Below are 15,315 nucleotides of genomic sequence, written 5' to 3' on the forward strand. Positions count from 1 at the left end.
CATGGCTGTTGAAACGAATGATCTTTAAAGCGCGCCGCATCGAATTGGATTCATGCGACGCGCTTTCGATGAGACGAACGACACGTTCGGCGCCCTCACCGAGCCCTCTTACCTCAAGGAACAAATCTCGCATGGCGATGTTGTCATTACGATAAACATAGGATCATGGGAGGAACTCATGCGGAAATCTCTTCAGTTCGTACTGGTCGGCTTGGCTGCGATAAGCGGCTTGACGATCTCGCCGACGATCGCGGCAGCGCAGGACTTGGAGTTGCGGGTCGGCCCCGGTGGCGTCGGGGTTTACGATCGTAATCGCGATCGTGACAGATATGACGGATATGATCGGCGCGGACGGCGCGGATGCGACCCGGATGATGCTCTCGACATCGCACGTAGCGAAGGACTTCGCAGAGCGCAGATCGTACGCATGTCTCCCCGCAGTATCGTCGTGCAGGGGATGACTCGCCGTGGACCGGAACGAATGACCTTTGCAAACCGCCGAGGCTGCCCGGAAATCTGACCGCGGCGTGAGCAAATGAAGTGGGACAGCTGGCCTTCGAGATCGTCGAACGGTCAGCCGTGAGCCCTTGTTTTCAAAGCGGCGGAACCTTTGGCCCCTCTGGACATTGCTGCCCATGCAGCGCCCTACTTTGGGTCGCGTGCACCTTGGAGCACCATAGGAGGATTCATCATGATGAGCGGTCAATTGAAGGCGCTTCTCGCCGTCCTTGCCGTTGCCGGCTACCAAAACAGAGACAAGATCGGAGAGCTCCTACGGGGCATCCAGAACCCCCAGCAGGCTGGCGCGGGAAACCAGCAGCCCGGCGGGCTTGGCGGCCTTCTTGGCGGACTGACCGGTTCGGGTGGTCTCGGCGGCCTTCTGGGCGGGTTGACATCAGGCAGCATCGTCAGCGGCGGTCTCGGCGATCTGCTGAAGACGTTTCAGCAGAATGGTCACGGTGACAAGGCGGAGTCGTGGGTACAGCCCGGTCCAAATGCCGACATCGATGACGGCCAGCTCGCGGAAGCACTGGGGCCGGAGGTTCTCAACGAGATCGCTGCCAATACCGGCCTTTCGCATCAAGAGATTCTTGAGCGGCTGAAGCGCGATCTTCCCAAAGCGGTCGACGACCTGACACCAAACGGAAAACTGCCCACCGCCGAAGAGGATTTTTTGTCTTCCGCGAGCCAGTTCACCACCTCCACGCGGCCCGGCACCATCTAATCACGGGCCGTCTTGAGGCACGCGTCACTCCGGAAGTCCCGCCTTGCGGTAGCCGTCAACGAAATGCTCAAGCGTCCGAGCGTCGCGGAATGGCTCGGTCGCCGCCCAGTGGCGGGTTGAAAAATCCGGGTTGGCGACGAGAAACAGTTCGGCCTCGGCGCGTGCCTCGTCGAGCCGGCCGAGTTGGGCAAGACTTGCCGCCAGGAAACGGCGTGAGCTCGTGCGATAGGTCTCGTCGTTGCGCAGCGTCTCGACGGCGGTTGCGTATTGGCCGGCGGCATATTGCGCCTGGCCGAGCGCCAGATAGTACCAGCTTGCCGGAAACGGGTTCAACCGGAAGGCCTTGGCGATATGCTCGAGGCCCTCCCCGACCCGCCCGGCCAGGACCGCGATGTCGGATAGCGCCGCGAAGGTGTCGGCCTCGTTCGGGTCGAGTTCGATCGCCTTGGCAAATTCCGCTTCCGCCTCGTCGAAGCTGCGCTCATAGGCAAGTAGGTAAGCCAGTATCCAGCGGCAGCCGGCATCGTTGGGATCGATCGCGACAGCCTTGCGCGCCAGCCCCAAAGCAAGGTCACGGGTGGGTTGCGTTGGTCCGCCGCTATGCACCTCTCCCATCCAGTGGTTCATGGCAAGCCAGCGGTAGGCCTCGGCATAATTAGGATCGAGGACAATCGCGCGCGTCAGCATCAGATGCGCTTCCCGCGCCGTCTGCGGCGTATCGTCCATCAGCCTGCGCGCCCGCACGCAGAGATCGTAAGCCTCGAGATTTTTGGGCCGGTTGCGCGGCGGCGGTACGCGCAGCCGGCCGAGCAGCGCCTCGACGATCTTGGCCGCCACCTCATCCTGAACGGCAAAGATATCGTCCAGGCTGCGATCGAAGCGTTCCGCCCATAGATGATCGCCACTTGCCGCATCGACCAGTTGGGCGTTGATGCGCACCTGTCCCCCTGCGCGTCTTGCGCTGCCCTGCAGCAGGTAGCGCACGCCGAGCTCCTCGGCGATCTCGCGCACATCCCTCGCCTTGCCCTTGTAGGCAAAGGCCGAGTTGCGGGCGATGACGAACAGGCCCGGCATCCTGGAGAGGTCGGTGATCAGGTCTTCGGTCAGCCCGTCCGCGAAGGATTCCTGCTGGGGATCGTTGCTGATATTCACGAAGGGCAGCACTGCTATCGATGGTTTGTCAGGCAGCGGCAAAGGTTTTCGTTTCACGCCACCCAACTGGTTGACGGCGCCTATGAAGCGGTAGCCGATGCGCGGAACCGTGGAGATCCATTCACCGCCGTCGGCGGGCGGACCAAGCAGCTTGCGCAGCTGGGCAATCTGGACAGTGAGGTTGCCTTCCTCGACTGATATCCCCGGCCACGCCGCGTCCATCAACTCGGCCTTCCCCAAGATTTCGCCGGGTCGTTCAACGAGTGCAGCGAGCAGCTTGACCCCGCGGTGGCCAACAGCAACGGGATCATCGTTCCGAAGGAGCGTTCCAGCCCCCGGATCAAGCACGAACGGACCAAAGGCAAAGCGCGATCCCTGCATGGGCGCATCTATAATCGGTTTGGACGTTTTTGAGAACTTTTTGGGAAAGCTTAAGTACGACGCTCACCCTATCCTGCAGAATTCATCCTCTTTCAGGTAGAAGGCCCTCGGTCCTTCAAACCCTATGGAGGTCACTGTGAACGATATTTCCTGCGTGGAACCGGCTGACCTGTCGCATCGGCGCTTGCACGGCACGACATCGCTGCGAGCGGATCATATCCCATGGGCCGCGATGGCGGGCATCATCGCGACGGTCACGGTGTTCGCCGTGGCGCAGGGGCTGACCTATCCGCTGCTCAGCTTCATCCTGGAGCGGCAGGGAACGACATCGGGCCTGATCGGCTTGTCGGCGGCGATGACGCCGCTCGGTTTCATTCTATCCGCACTCTTCATTCCGGCACTTTCGCGGCGCGTGGGTGGGGCGCGGCTGGCGATCCTGTGTTCGATCCTGGCCGCCCTCGCCCTGATTGCGATCGCCTGGGCTGAGGACGTGTGGGCCTGGATGCCATTGCGCTTCCTGCTCGGCGTCTTCGCCAATCCGCTTTACGTGATCAGCGAAACCTGGCTGGTCACGATCACGCCAGCGCCGCGCCGGGGCCGGATCATGGGTCTCTATTCGTCGATCGTTTCGGGCGGCTTCGCCATCGGCCCGCTGTCGCTCTGGCTCACCGGCACTGAGGGTTGGCCGCCCTTCCTGATCGGTATTGCGGCCCTCCTCCTCTGCGGCCTGATCGTGCTTGCGGTCGTCCCACGCCTGCCTGAGATGCCTGACGAAGGCGAGGCAACATCGGTCGGCGGCTTCTTCGCACTGGCGCCGCTGCTGTTGTTCGCGGTTTTCACGGCTGCCGCCTTCGAGCAGACCCTGCTTTCCCTCTTCGCGGTCTATGGCGCAGCCCTCGGCAGCGCCGAGGGGCGTATCGCTTCGCTGATCACCTGTTTCATCGCCGGCAATGCCGTGCTGCAGATTTTGCTCGGGCGCTTGGCCGAACGGTTCAGCTCGACGCGGATGATGCTCTTCTGTGTCCTGGCTTGCCTCGCCAGTTGCCTGCTGCTGCCGTCGGCCTTCAATTCGTGGCTTATCTGGCCGCTCGTTTTCGTCTGGGGCGGGGTCTCGTTCGGGATCTACACCTTGTCGCTGATCCAGCTCGGCGAGCGTTTCACCGGCCAGGCCCTAATCGCCGGAAATGCGACCTTCGCCTTGGTATGGGGCATCGGCGGCATCGTCGGATCGCCCGCGACAGGACTGGCGATGCAACTGATCGGACATCAGGGTTTGCCATTGTCCCTTGGCCTGCTCAGCTGTGTGCTGGCGGTGTTTCTGGTGGCCAGGAGATGGCGGGGCTGATCGAGGCACTTGCTCGTGCCGCCCTGCCCCGGCTTCACCTGCCGGCCCTTTGCTCAGAAGAATTGCCATTTAATGCATAACATGTTATATAACATCCCATACAAATGGAGATCGGCATGGTCGAGGATGTGGTCCGAACGCTCGGGTTTCTGTGCATGGGCAGCCGGCTGCGGCGCATCGGAGAAAGGCTGCAGGCCGATACCCAGCAGGTCATCGACGAGGCCGGTCTCGGCATTCAGGCGGGCCAATATCCATTCCTTGCAGCGATCGATCGGTCAGGGCCGCTGACGATCGGCGAGCTCGCACAGGCGGTGGGCATCACCCAGCCCGGCGCAACCCGCACCATCGGCCAGCTTCTCGAACTCGGTTACGTCGACATGCAGCCGGCCCCGGATGATCAGCGCCGGAGACTGGTCTCGCTGACCGACAAGGGACAGGACCTCGTCGATCATTCGAAAAAGGTGATCTGGCCGCGCATCGCCGCCGCCGTTGCGGATCTCTGCGGCGATCTCGACGGGCCGATCCTCGAACAGCTCGCGGCCATCGAGGACGGGCTTGCGGCGGTGCCGCTTGCGCGCCGCAACGCCGCCAAGGAGGAAACACAATGAAACATATTCTCGACCGACCGATTTGGAGCGCGTTGGAGACCGCGCATGCCGATCTTGCCGAAGGTGGCATGTCCGCGCGGCGATACCCACCCTCCATCGTTCCTTTCGCGGCATCAGCCGACGATACGCCGGAGAGCCTCGACGCCCTGAAGAACCTGCTTTCGCCGGAGGAGAGCATGATTCTCGTCGAATCCGGGCCGATCGCCATTCCACCGGGTCTTGCCGTCGCCGCGGAAGCATCGGTGGTCCAGATGGTTGCCGAGCGGCCCCATGAGAGGATTTCGGATTCTCGCATCCAGCCGCTGACGGAGTCCGATGCCGCCGACATGCTTGATTTGGCGACACTGACCAAACCTGGGCCGTTCACGTTGCGAGCCCAAAGCCTCGGCAGCTTCTGGGGGATCAAGAGCGAAGGCCGCCTAGTGGCGATGGCCGGGCAACGGATGCGGCAGACAGGCTTCATCGAGCTCAGCGGGCTTTGCACCCATCCCGATTTCCAGGGACGCGGCCTCGGCACCCTGCTCTTTCGCTTCGTTGCCGGCGAAATCGCATCGAGCGGCGACACCGCCTATCTGCACGCCTATGCGGCGAACACGTCGGCCATTTCGCTCTACAAGACACATGGTTTTGCGCTTCGCGCGGAGATGAACATGCGCGTGGTCAAACGCCGTTCCTGAGCCGTGCCCACGACCTATCGCACCGGCGGCGGCAGCACTTCGAATTTCCAGAATTTTTCCGGGCTGAAATAAGTCGCGGCAAACGCGCGGATATCTGCGGCGGCGACCTTGTCGTAGCCGCTGAGATTGTCGCGTATCCGGTCTAAGCCGCGCGAATCCGTCTGAGCGCCGCGCAAATATTCAATCCAATATTCGTTACCCTGCTGCTGATGCTTCAGTGTCTCGATGATGGGTTCCCGGGCGCGCGCAAGTTCGTCCGGGGAGACATCATGCGACCGCAGATCCTCGGCGATCTCGTCGACGAGTGCGTAGAAGCGCGCGACCTTTGCCGGGTCTGTCTCGGCGTAGAAATATGCGTAGCCGTAGCCAGGGACTTCACTTGACAGGTCAGCATCGCCCTCCAGCACATAACCTGCTCCTTCTGCGATGCGAAACTGGTCGATCAACCTGTTTTGGAAAATCTGGGTGGCGAGATTGGCGGCGAAGGACCGCGGCAGGTCGGAAAGCAAATCACCAATCGGAGCCCCTACCGCGGCGGCGGCGTTATCTGCCCTGCCGTTATGGGTCTCCACAACGGGCTTCTCGTTCGTCACCGGAAAACGCACCTCGTTCCGATCGTCGCTCGACATCATCTCCGGGCGCGGCGGCAGGGCGCCAAAGGTTTCAGCCGTCAGCCGGATCGCGTCATCCACCGCCACGTCGCCGACAATGGTGATATCGATCGGGCCGTTGGAGATCATAGGTTGGAATAGCGCCTCGAAATCGTCTGGATGAGCGGCCGACAACTGCGCGCGATCGGGGAAGGTCCAGCGCGGGTCGCCCGAATGCACGAGACCTGGGAAATCGCGGCTGACAATGCCGCCGGGCGTCGCCTCATACTGATCGAGACCGCTCAAATAGGCTTGCTGCACGCGCTTGAACGCCGCGGGGCGATAGGCAGGATCGGAGGTGTATGCGGTCATGAGCTGCAGTTGCGTCGCAAGATCTTCAGTCCTTGTATGACCGTCGAACCTGAAGGAGCTGTCGCCTACCGAAAAATCGATGCTGACGATGTTGGCCGTCAGCGCTTTCTGGATATCCTGGTAATCCATGGCCTGCACGCCGGACAGCACGACGGCCGGAGATGCCCAGATCGGAGCGGAACGGTCGTGCGGCAGGTGCAGCCGACCGCCGCCGATATCTTCACGCACCAGCACTTCGTTGGCACGCAGCTTGGTTGGCTTGACGGTAAGCCGCACGCCGTTGGAAAAGCGCACCATGGTCAAGCCGAGATCGTCGATGGCGCGGCGTTCGACCACAGCGCCCGGCGCGCCGAAATGGGCGTAGGGCCAGGCGACGTCAGTTGCACTGGATAGTGCCGAGAGGGCAACGGCATTCGACGCATCGTAGACTTGCCGAACCGCGTCGGCTCCGCCCTCAGGTGATTGGGCCGTCTGCAGCACGACCTGTGGACCGTTGCCGGAGAAAGCACGCTGCAGCGCCTGATTGACCTCGGCCGCCGTGACGCCGTTCGTCATCGTCTCGAACAGCGAGAGTTCTTCGGTAGGCGAGGTGAAGACTTGATCGTCATCGATGCTGCTCGCCAACATGGAAGCGACGTCGGTGGTCGTGCGCGTCGCGGCTCCGGCCGCAGCAGCCTGCAGGGCCGAGCGATAGTCGAGAATTTCGCGATCGATTTCCGCCTGCGTAGCGCCGAACTCCTGGATACGACGCTGTTCCTGGTCAATGGCCGTGAGCGCCGCCTGCCATTTGTCCGGCTCGGAGTTCGCCGCGATCAGGACGACATGAGCGGAATCGAGGAGATCTTGAGAGCCGATGCCCGCACTGATGAATGGAGCATCCGCCTTGCCGGCGATGGTGCTAACCCGGCGATTGAGCACGATGAGACCGAGATTTTCAATAAGCTCAGCGCAGCGCTTGGCGAAGGTGTCAGGCGCGGCGTCATAGAGACGTGTCCAGGCGACCTGTACGCTCGTCATGCCGCCGGGAACAACGATGAGGTTGGCGCTTTCGCCTTTCGTCACCAGCGTGCCGAGATCCGGTTTTGTCGGCGTCGGATCCACAGCCTTCCAGTCGCCGAAGCGCTGCCGGATTTCCGTTTCCATGGCGACGGGGTCGACATCGCCCACCACCACCAGCGTTGCCCGATCGGGTCGGTAATTGGCCCGGTAATAATCACGGACAAGGGCCACAGGCGCATTGCTGATGATGTCGGCTTTACCGATCGGTGCCCGCATGGTCGCGCGCTTGCCGGCGAGCAACGAATTCATGATTTCGAGCGCCGCGCGATACTGCGGCGTGTCGCGCAGCCGCTCCTCCGACAGGATGACGCCGCGTTCGCGATCGAAGGCGCCGGCGTCGAGGGTCAGCTCGCTCGCCGTTTCTCGCATCAGCATCAGGCCCGTCGAAACCGTGTCTGCATCAACCTCGGGCAGATCGAGTGCATAGACAGTCTCGTCATAAGAGGTATGGGCGTTGGTGTCCGGCCCGAAAGCCAAACCCTTGCGCTGCAAGATACGGATCATCTCCCCTTCGGCGACATGTGTCGAACCCTTGAAGGCCATGTGCTCAAGAAAATGCGCCAGACCCTGCTGGTTGTCGTTTTCGTCGAGCGAACCTGAGCCAATGCGAAAGCGGATCGCTGCCTGTCCGGGCGGCGTGACATTGCGCATGATCGCAAACCGCATGCCGTTGGCGAGCATGCCGAAACGCACATGAGGGTCGGCTTTGATGTCGCTTTGCGTTTGTGGCCAGGGCACGGACAGGCTGTTCGCATAGGCTGGCGATGTGAAGCTTGCGACGAGGGAGACCGTCGCGAGAAACCAGCACACCGTGGAGCATTCCATTTTGTGAGACATTCTTGTCCAGGTGATGAGAATGAAGAGGGTAGATGGCGTCAATCTGACTATTCCACAGGTTGCATTTCCCATCAACTTCCATGTGTGTAATGAATAAGAAGTAGATAACTCTGCCTGAGAACAGGATGATTTTAGGCCCGGTCGGCCTAAAATCTGAATCCTGTTCTCAATTAAAGAGTTAGAGCATGATGTCGTCCGAAAACCGCTCACACTTTTCGGCATCATGCTCTAGGTGTCAGACCAATGTCATCGAACCCGCCTAAGGGATTGCGCCTCGATGCAGTCACCAGGAGGCGTTTTTCGATGGCGACATTGGAGCAGGTCGCGTTCCGAGCAGGATGCTCGCTGGCGACCGCAAGCAGGGTTCTCAACCGCAACGGACCGGCCAGCGACCTGATGGTGCGCAAGGTGCGCCGTGCGGCCGCCGAACTCGGCTATCGCCCGGCCGGTCTGTCTGCTGGGCGGCTCGGACGCAGGCCCGTCATCGGCGTGCTGATCCCGAGCATCACCAATCCCGTCTTTGCCTCGTCGCTGTCGAGCATCCAGAACCGCATGCTGGTGGCCGGGCATGGTGTCTTGATCGCCCAGTCGAATTACGATCCGGCGCGCGAGGCCGATGCCGTCGCAGCACTCTTGAACGACCGGCCGACCGGGCTGATCCTCACCGTCTGCGATCCATCCACCAGCAAGGCGCTGCTTGCGAAGCTCCCGCCGACCGTGCTGCTCAACAACCTGCCGACGGCGCAGTTTCCGGCGGCTGTTACCGCCGACAATCGCGGCGCCGGCCGCGAGATCACGACCTTCCTGATCGGCATGGGCCATCGCCGCATTCTGTTTCTCTCCGGTAATTTTGCCGCCTCCGACCGCGCCCACCTTCGCTACCGCGGTTACCTCGACGCCATGGCCGTGAGCGGGCTGACACCCCTCGATGCCGTGCAGATCCCGTTCGTCAGCGGCTATGACCAGCTCGATCTTGGCGTCGCGATGACTTCGCTTGCGCCGACGGCGATCATCGCCTCCAACGATCTGCTGGCGCTCGGCGTCATCGGCGCGCTGAAGCGCGAGGGACTGTCGGTGCCTGGGGATGTTTCGGTCGCCGGCTTCGACGGCATCGCCATCGGCCGGCTGATCGATCCACCCCTGACGACCATCGAAATGCCGGATGCCAGCATGGGGGCAACGGCCGCCTCGCTGCTTCTCGACATGGCGGAGAATGCCGCCCCTGCCCGTCATCTCGATGTCGCCTATACGCTTCGCCGCGGCGGCACCGTGCGCGCCATCTGACGCTTGCGAAACAAGAAGGCCGCCACGCGCTCGGCGTGGCGGCCTTGCCCTGTTCCCGATCGGGAAGCCGATCAGCTGCGCGGCAGCATGCCCTCGACATCGGCGGCTGCGTCATCGAGCGCTTCCTTCGGCTCGGCCGATTGGTCGACGATGCGCGAGAGATTGTCGACGATCGTCTGCGTGACCTTGACGCCGTTCGAGCCTGGGAAGGCATACCAGGGGATCATCACCGGCATCTGGCTGAGGCCTGCCTGGAACAGCGGGTTCTGCTTGTAGAAATCGCCGAGATAATCGGCCGACTTCGCGGCGAGTTCGTTGTTCGGGACATAACCGGTGCCGGGCACGACGACGGAAGCGCCATAAGGGCCGGCGGCGAATTTGGCGAACTTCCAGGCGGCATCCTGCTTGGCGGCGTCATGCGTCAGGATGACGACGGCGTTGCCGCCGGTCGGCAGGCGGCCATTCACCGGATCGATCAATGGGATCTTGGCGGTGCGCAGATCGAATTTGTTGCCGACATTCTTGATCGTGTTGCGCAGCGCGCCTGTGGTCTGGAATTCGAAACCGACCTTGCCGGCTGCGAAAGCCTGTTCGCCAGCGGCCTTGGTGAACACAGGCATGCCGCCCTCGGTGACCAGGCGATGCAGGACCTCGACGGCCTTCTGACCTTCCGGGCCGTTGAAGGCGACCTTGCTTTCGTCGTCGCTCAGCATCTTGCCGCCGGCGCCGAAGAGCAGTGCCGAAAACATCCAGTCATCACCCTGCCAACGGAAATCGATGCCGTCGACGCCATCGCCGAGCGCCTTGATCTTGCCGCCGAGCGCGATGACCTCATCCCAGGTCTTCGGCGGATTTTCTGGGTCGCCACCGGCCGCCTTCACGAGATCGGCGTTGTAATACATGATCGGGTTGGAAGTCGCGAAAGCCAGGCCCACCTGCTTGCCCTTGACCTGGGCAAGCTTGAGGATCGTGTCGGAGAAGCCCTGCTCGGCCATATTGCCGTCCTTCTGGACGAGCGGGCCGAGGTCGACGGCGACGTCGCGTTCGTCGAGCATGCGCAGGCGGTTGAGGCCGATGAAGGTGATATCGGGCATTGCGCTGGTGCCGACCTGGCGAAGGATCGTCTGGATGCCTTCTTCATAGGTCGCCGACGGGCTGGCGAACTGGATCTTGATATCGGGATTTTCTTCCATGAACTTCTTCGAGATCGTATCCATCACGTCCTTGAAGAAGCCCGGCATCGGGTAATGAACCGTCAGCGTCGTCTCGGCATGCGCGGGAAGCGCGATTGCCATCGAGACGGCCGCTGCGGCGAGAAGCTGGGTGATATGTTTCATCGCTCGTTCTCCTGGGTTGAAACCGGTCAGCCTTTGAGACCGGTCATGGTGATGCCCTCGACGAAGCGCTTCTGCGCAAGCAGGAAGGCGATGACGAGGGGAAGGGTAATGATGAGGGTCGCCGCCATCAGCGCGCCGTAGTCGTCGCCGGCCTCGGCGGCGCGGAAATACATCAGACCGAGCGGCGGCGTAGCGTAGTCCTGCTTGCTGATGACAATCAGCGGCCAGTAGAGATCGTTCCAATGGGCGACGACCGAAAAGATGGCGAAGGCGGTGACCGCCGGCCAGGCATTCGGCACGATGACGCGGGCGACAATGCCGAGTTCCGACATGCCGTCGAGACGCGCGGCATGGATGAGATCATCCGGCATGGCGCGGAAGAACTGCAGGAACATGAAGATCGCAAAGACCGAAATGGTGAAGGGCGCGACAAGGGCGGCATAGCTGTTGAGCAGCGAGGCGCGGTCGAAAGCGACATAGAGCGGGAGCGCGGTCGCGTGGATCGGCACCAGCAGGCCGAGCATGACAAGCACCATCATGGCGCGGGCGGCGCCGAAGCGCAGCTTTGCCATGGCATAGGCGCAAGGGATCGCCACCAGCACCTGGAAGAAAAAGATCAGCCCGCAGACGACGACGCCGTTCCACAACAGCTGCGCCATCGGCACTCGGCTCAAGGCCTTGGCGAAATTCTCGGCATAGGTGAAGTGCGCCGGGATCAACGACAGCGACGAGGTGAAGATGTCGCTTTGGGCTTTGCCTGCCGTCGAGATCATGAAGACATAGGGCGAGAGGAAGATGATCGCGCCTAAGGAAAGCAAGGTGAGACGGATGATCCTGCCGAGGGAAAAAGCGCTCGTAGTCATGTGTAATGCACCCGGCGGTCGAGAATGCGGTACTGCAGGAACATCAGCACCACCAGTATCAGGAGGAAAACCACCGTCATCGCCGAGGCATAACCGACGCGCAGGTAGACGAAGCCCTCCTGGTAGATCGTAAAGAGCAGCACCTCCGACGCCTTGTTCGGGCCGCCCTCGGTCAGAGTCTTCACCGTTTCGAAGACCTTGACTGAATTGGTGATACTGATGGTGATGACGAAGAGCGTCGTCGGCCCGAGCATCGGCCAGGTGACGAGCAGAAAACGGTCGAGGGAGGATCTGGCGCCATCCACCTCGGCTGCCGCGTAAAGCTCGCGCGGGATCGCCGTCAGCCCGGCGAGGAACAGCACCATGTTGAAGCCGGCCGATTGCCAGACGCCGATGATCGAGAGGCTGTAGAGCACCGTGCCGGAGCTGCCGACCCAGTTCGGGCCTGGAAGCCCGACGAGGGCGAGCAGCGCATTGAGCGGGCCGATTGTGGGGTGGAACATATATTGCCAGACGGTCGCCATGGCGACGATCAGCGAAGCGACCGGCAGAAAATAGGCGGTGCGGAAGAAGCTGCGCGCCTTAGTCTCACTCTCGATCAGCATGGCGATGCCGAGGCCGAGAAGGATCGAGACCGGTGCGACGAGCGCCGTGTACACCGTCGTATTCCACAGCGACTTGCGAAACGTCCGGTCGGTGATCAGGTGCGCGTAATTCTCGAAGCCGACGAAACGGAACTTACCGTAGCCGAGTTCGAAATCGGTGAAGCCGAGCACGATGACTGATACAACCGGCAAAAGCACGAAGAGGAACAGCAGGATCATAGCCGGCATCACCAGCATCCAGGCGATGCGGGCCTCGCTGCGCCGATGCGCAACGGCGGCATCGTGTGGCACGCCCATGGAGACGATGCTAGCCATGCGCCCTCTCCCGCTGGGCATCGCTTATTGCGAGCCCGGCATCGCTTGCAGCGAGCCCGGCATCGCCTATTGCGAGCCCGGCATCACCCGTTGCAACGCCGCCGGCCAGCCGGCTGCCGTCCTCGGCAAAGATCAGCGTGCGGCCGGGCGAAAGCCGCAGCCCGACCGGATCGCCGGCCACAAGGCCGGAGGCTTCCGACGGTTGAACCTTGGCAACGATAGTCTCGCCGATCGCCTCGAGCCGGCAATGGAGGATGACTTCGGAGCCCAGGAATTCGACGCGTTCGATCCGGGCGGCAAGGCCGTCATGCCGGTTCTTGGACAGAAAGACGAATTCAGGGCGAATGGCGAGCGTGACCGGCATCTTCCCGTCGTGCGCATTTTCAAGCGTCAGACGCAGGCCGCCGCAGAGAATGACGCCGCCTTCGGCATAGGCCGGCAGCAGATTGATGCGCGGCTGGCCGATGAAGCGGGCGACCTCGATATGGGCGGGATCGTCATAGATGACCTCGGGGCTCGCGATCTGCAGCAACTTTCCGCCCATCATCACGGCGACCCGGTCGGCCATGGACAGCGCTTCCGCCTGGTCGTGGGTGACATAGAGCGTCGGCACGCCGGCGCGGCGATGCAGGTCGACGATCTCGCCGCGGGCGTGGACGCGCAGATTGGCATCGAGATTGGAGAGCGGTTCGTCCATCAGGAAGATGCTCGGCTGGCGCACCATGGCGCGGGCCAGCGCCACGCGCTGGCGCTGGCCGCCCGACATCTGGCCGGGCTTGCGGTCGAGCAGATGGTCGATCTTAAGCGATGTCGCCATATCCCTGACGTCGCGGGCGATCGCCCTGCGGGTGGCGCGCTGGCCCCGTATCAACGACCCGATGAAGGGCAGTCGCTGCAACCTCGACAGCCGGCGCATGGCCAAGGGCACGGCGATATTCTCAGAGGCCGTCAGATGCGGATAGAGCGCGTAGGACTGAAAGACCATGGCGATGTTGCGGTCGGCAGCGGCAACGCCCGACATATCCAGCCCGCCGATCAGGATCTCGCCTTGGTCGGCGTGGTCGAGGCCGGCGAGAACGCGCAACAGCGTGCTCTTGCCGCAGCCGGAAGGGCCGACCAGCGCGATGAATTCGCCGGCGGCGACATCCAGGCTGACACCACTAAGGATCTGGTTGCCGCCGAACGCCTTGGTGATGCCGCGAAGCGAGAGCGCGCTCATTCGACGGGTTCCCGCTGCTTGACCGCCTGGGGGTAGACTTCGTGCACGACATGGTCGAGCACATGCGCGGTCATGCCGGGAACGGAGACGATGGTGCTTTCGACTGTCGTATCGAATTCGTGGACGACCGCGCCGATCAGGCGCTCGCCCGGCATCTCGCGCTCCATCTTGTCGATGATGAAGGCGGCCGAGGGACCCCATGTCAGCTGGGTATTGTCAAAGCGCCCCTGCCAGGCCCAGTGGAGATGGCCGCTCGCAAACAGCGCCACGTCATGGGCAGCAATCAGATCATAGAGCCGGCGGCGCTGAGTCGGGCGAACGCTCCAATATCCGGTATCACCTTCGTCGGGTGCATCGACGAACAGCGGCTTGTGCGCGAACAACGCTACGCGCCGCCCTGCCCTGCCGGACAGCGACTGATCGAGCCATTCGAACTGCGCCTCCTCTTCGTCATCCTCATGGCCGAGAAGCAGCGCGTTCAATCCGATGAAGCGCCAGCCGGCCGCATCCTCCAGCCAGCGGTCGGGGCCGGCTAGGCTGCGCCAGCGCGACAGCCGCTCGGCATTGACCGGCTGGTCCGATCCTTTGAGATGGCCGACATCGTGATTGCCGGGGACGATCAGCATCGGGATAGACACCTGACGCATCAGGTCCATCGAGAAGGTGATATCCGCGTCCTTGTCGGCGCCATCGACGGTGAGATCGCCGGTATGGACGATCAGGTCCGCGCCGGTCTCTTCGATCCAGCTCAGAAGCGGCGCCCAATTGCCGTTGAAATGCGGCTTATCGGGGCTGAAATGAGTGTCGGTGATCTGAATGATTTTCATGGGGGCGCGTCTCCGAAACGTCGGCAGCGCCTCACCGGCGCTCCCTTCTCGTGCCCTCTCTAGAAGGCTCCCATGTCAATCACACAGCTGAAGTTTTCAGCTGTTTCTCAGTTCTGACATCAATCTGTCATGCTGGTGAAGACCGCCTGCCGGAACCGGGACAGCCTTCACCTGTATTTGGAATTAAGAATACGCAATTGCGTTGCAATCAGTGCCGTGGTGCGTTGGCGGGAATGGACGATACCGTTGCCGAAACTGGGTCGCTTGCAGGAAAGCTGTCCTCGAGGCCTTCATCGAGTTCCTCTTCCAACGTTTGCCTGTCGCCGGCCGAGCGCGCACTCGGCTGGCCGATCAAGCCCTTGCTGCCTTCGTCGAAATTGCCGTTGCTCAAGGCATCGTAACGGTTGATGCTGCCATCTGCTTCCACGCCGGCAAAAGAGGTCAGCTGAACCATCATGACCTTGGCGTGGTCGACCGCCTTCGTATCATCGAGTTCGCCATGGGAGTTGTCGATTTTGACGGAAATCGATTCTCCTCCCTCGCCCAGGAATTCGACGGTAAAGATGTCGCCGGCCTGTGTAACTCGCGTATCGATCAGCTGCATGGAAACCTCCTGTGT

At 62.0% G+C, this 15,315-nt stretch carries 14 protein-coding genes; 6 read left to right on the forward strand and 8 right to left on the reverse strand.

The annotated features are described in order from the left end of the window. Positions 1-178 precede the first annotated feature (178 nt). Together G9X67_RS12560 and G9X67_RS12565 are read left to right on the forward strand one after the other, a co-directional pair. Entirely contained in the window at positions 179-520 is a 342-nt protein-coding gene (locus G9X67_RS12560) for a hypothetical protein (RefSeq protein WP_029875156.1), read from the forward strand. 171 nt (positions 521-691) lie between these two features. Then, positions 692-1,225 (forward strand): YidB family protein, encoded by a 534-nt coding sequence (locus tag G9X67_RS12565; RefSeq protein WP_138329458.1) that lies wholly within the window; start codon positions 692-694, stop codon positions 1,223-1,225. Between the two features lie 24 nt (positions 1,226-1,249). Here the strand turns inward: G9X67_RS12565 and G9X67_RS12570 are convergent, their stop codons facing one another. Next, positions 1,250-2,758 carry a winged helix-turn-helix domain-containing tetratricopeptide repeat protein gene (locus G9X67_RS12570; protein WP_138329459.1) on the reverse strand — a complete coding sequence of 503 codons (1,509 nt, stop codon included), beginning with the start codon at positions 2,756-2,758 and terminating at the stop codon, positions 1,250-1,252. 232 nt (positions 2,759-2,990) lie between these two features. On the opposite strand from G9X67_RS12570, the gene G9X67_RS12575 reads away from it, so the two are divergent. The 3 genes from G9X67_RS12575 to G9X67_RS12585 all read left to right on the forward strand — a co-directional run bounded on the left by G9X67_RS12575 (position 2,991) and on the right by G9X67_RS12585 (position 5,388). Continuing rightward, on the forward strand, positions 2,991-4,103 hold the full coding sequence (locus G9X67_RS12575) for an MFS transporter (protein ID WP_171599045.1): 1,113 nt from the start codon (positions 2,991-2,993) through the stop codon (positions 4,101-4,103). A 116-nt stretch (positions 4,104-4,219) separates the two neighbouring features. After that, positions 4,220-4,711, forward strand: coding sequence for a MarR family transcriptional regulator (locus tag G9X67_RS12580; RefSeq protein WP_138329461.1), 492 nt, complete (start codon positions 4,220-4,222; stop codon positions 4,709-4,711). After that, complete coding sequence (locus G9X67_RS12585) at positions 4,708-5,388, forward strand: GNAT family N-acetyltransferase (protein ID WP_171598779.1); 681 nt, start codon at positions 4,708-4,710, stop codon at positions 5,386-5,388. The genes G9X67_RS12580 and G9X67_RS12585 overlap by 4 nt, the downstream gene beginning before the upstream one ends. A gap of 14 nt (positions 5,389-5,402) precedes the next feature. Here the strand turns inward: G9X67_RS12585 and G9X67_RS12590 are convergent, their stop codons facing one another. Further along, the gene (locus tag G9X67_RS12590; RefSeq protein WP_210258875.1) at positions 5,403-8,246 is read right to left on the reverse strand and encodes an insulinase family protein; all 2,844 of its coding nucleotides are present in this window, start codon (positions 8,244-8,246) and stop codon (positions 5,403-5,405) included. Positions 8,247-8,549: 303 nt separating this feature from the next. On the opposite strand from G9X67_RS12590, the gene G9X67_RS12595 reads away from it, so the two are divergent. Beyond that, positions 8,550-9,530 (forward strand): substrate-binding domain-containing protein, encoded by a 981-nt coding sequence (locus G9X67_RS12595; protein ID WP_138329464.1) that lies wholly within the window; start codon positions 8,550-8,552, stop codon positions 9,528-9,530. A gap of 71 nt (positions 9,531-9,601) precedes the next feature. Here G9X67_RS12595 and G9X67_RS12600 read toward each other — a convergent pair whose 3' ends face one another. The 6 genes from G9X67_RS12600 to G9X67_RS12625 all read right to left on the reverse strand — a co-directional run bounded on the left by G9X67_RS12600 (position 9,602) and on the right by G9X67_RS12625 (position 15,300). After that, entirely contained in the window at positions 9,602-10,867 is a 1,266-nt protein-coding gene (locus G9X67_RS12600; protein WP_138329465.1) for an ABC transporter substrate-binding protein, read from the reverse strand. 26 nt (positions 10,868-10,893) lie between these two features. Further along, entirely contained in the window at positions 10,894-11,730 is an 837-nt protein-coding gene (locus G9X67_RS12605) for a carbohydrate ABC transporter permease (protein ID WP_138329466.1), read from the reverse strand. Next, positions 11,727-12,650, reverse strand: coding sequence for a sugar ABC transporter permease (locus G9X67_RS12610; protein ID WP_138329467.1), 924 nt, complete (start codon positions 12,648-12,650; stop codon positions 11,727-11,729). Before G9X67_RS12610 ends, G9X67_RS12605 begins: the two co-directional genes overlap by 4 nt. After that, complete coding sequence (locus tag G9X67_RS12615) at positions 12,643-13,869, reverse strand: ABC transporter ATP-binding protein (RefSeq protein ID WP_138329468.1); 1,227 nt, start codon at positions 13,867-13,869, stop codon at positions 12,643-12,645. Before G9X67_RS12615 ends, G9X67_RS12610 begins: the two co-directional genes overlap by 8 nt. Beyond that, the gene (locus G9X67_RS12620) at positions 13,866-14,696 is read right to left on the reverse strand and encodes a metallophosphoesterase (protein WP_138329469.1); all 831 of its coding nucleotides are present in this window, start codon (positions 14,694-14,696) and stop codon (positions 13,866-13,868) included. The genes G9X67_RS12615 and G9X67_RS12620 overlap by 4 nt, the downstream gene beginning before the upstream one ends. Positions 14,697-14,904: 208 nt before the next feature. Then, on the reverse strand, positions 14,905-15,300 hold the full coding sequence (locus G9X67_RS12625; RefSeq protein ID WP_138329470.1) for a hypothetical protein: 396 nt from the start codon (positions 15,298-15,300) through the stop codon (positions 14,905-14,907). Between the last annotated feature and the right edge of the window lie 15 nt (positions 15,301-15,315).

This window comes from Rhizobium sp. WYCCWR 11152, from assembly GCF_013087615.1.
Taxonomy (GTDB): domain Bacteria; phylum Pseudomonadota; class Alphaproteobacteria; order Rhizobiales; family Rhizobiaceae; genus Rhizobium; species Rhizobium indicum.